Below are 1,596 nucleotides of genomic sequence, written 5' to 3'. Positions count from 1 at the left end.
AGGTTGCCAACCTAATGCAAAAAATATAGAGAATAGTGCAATGAATCAGCAACCTTATTTACTCCATTTTGGTCTACAGGGCTTTAAAGACTTTGCTCAATACAATCAGAGTGGCGTGGATAACCATCCTGTCGCTAGTTTTCGAGAATTAGATTTTTCACCACCGAACCTTGGTCAAATTAAGATTGAAAATGGCGCGAGTAGCTTAGCTATTGACCATGTTTTTTATGTATTAGGAACATCGTTTCATAAGGAAGATGGTATTGAGGTTATGACTGTTAATGCAGGCTTAAATAAAGAGGAGTTTGTACGTCCTGAGCAAGCCTATCAAGCTTATGCGAATTTAATGAAACGAGTGAATCAAGCGGGATGGAAACTTTATATTGCTCCCTATAACCCACGTATAGCGAAAGAAGATAATATGCGATATGTCATGAAGTGGGGCTATTCGATTGATCCAAGCTATATTTTTAGTTATGAGGAATGGCAAAACATCATGAATGCGAGTGGTGGTGGGTCTTTGGGTTATCGCTTATACGCTAATGGTCTTTTATTGAATATATACATCAGTCAAACTCAAAAAACTGAAGATGGTAAAGAGCAATATATTGTTCGTTATACTTTTAACACCATTCGTTATGATCAACGAGATGCCTTAAGTGATTCAGAAAACAATATTAATGCTTATACAATGACTCCATTGGAGTTAAAACAAGCGTTTGAAAAGGAAGAACGAAGAACTCAAAGATCTAGAGAGTATGATGAAAAAGAAGCAATTGCTGAAGGTTATCGTATAGATGAGAGCTATGTTGGTCCTGATCTTTGGCAATATGTGAAATAATTAAAAATTTCTAAAATTAAAATACACCGTACGAAACTCAGGTTAATCCTGAGTTTTTTGTTCGATCTGTTCATTTGAAGCAAACATACCAGGATTAGTGATCCTAATATTTTCCTGACATTGAGAACAAAGCATTAGCCCAGCAAACAACTTAACATTCTGCCTATTTCCACAAAGCGTACATGGTTTAGATAACTGAATAATATTGTCCATTATTTAATCCTGTTTAGAAAAATTTCTTTCAGCGTATAAAGTACCTTTGCTCTGCATACTTCTTATCTCATCTCTAGTAGCATCATTTTTCATCATCAGCCATACCAACATCATGTATGTTGTACTGAAATCCTCATAATATTTCTCCGATAAACTATTTTTCAGCTCGAAATCATCTAAACGCTGCTCTAGCCTATCTACAAGGTTTTCAATTCGATTAGCCTGTTGAGTTACAGCATTAGACTGAAAATGATTAGATAAAATCTTACTGAATAACTTACTGGTTCTAATCCCCTCTGATTCTGCTAATTGATCATAAAATTCAGCAATCTCAGGTAGTAACCTTACCGCATAAGTTTTGACTTTATTGCCCATAGAATGAAAAACCTCACACCATTTTATTTTGTACAAAAAAATATATTTATATTTCATATATATAAATAAAAAATATAGCCATAAAACTGTACAAATTAAAAATTAAATTTGTACAAACTTTTATTATTTTTTATCAGATATTTAAAGAAAAAAATAGCTTTTTTTTT

The 1,596-nt window shown here is 33.1% G+C and carries 2 protein-coding genes; one reads left to right on the top strand and one right to left on the bottom strand.

Annotated elements, in window-relative coordinates; all coding sequences use genetic code 11:
* Positions 1-841: hypothetical protein (locus BMW42_RS14595; RefSeq protein ID WP_092769000.1), on the top strand; the 841-nt coding region annotated here is incomplete at its 5' end.
* A 216-nt stretch (positions 842-1,057) separates the two neighbouring features.
* Here BMW42_RS14595 and BMW42_RS14590 read toward each other — a convergent pair.
* The gene (locus tag BMW42_RS14590; RefSeq protein WP_092768997.1) at positions 1,058-1,429 is read right to left on the bottom strand and encodes a hypothetical protein; all 372 of its coding nucleotides are present in this window, start codon (positions 1,427-1,429) and stop codon (positions 1,058-1,060) included.
* Between the last annotated feature and the right edge of the window lie 167 nt (positions 1,430-1,596).

The sequence above is a fragment of the Acinetobacter sp. DSM 11652 genome, from assembly GCF_900109815.1.
Taxonomy (GTDB): domain Bacteria; phylum Pseudomonadota; class Gammaproteobacteria; order Pseudomonadales; family Moraxellaceae; genus Acinetobacter.
Note: the sequence above shows the minus strand (reverse complement) of the source record. Positions and strands in the feature narration are given on the sequence as shown.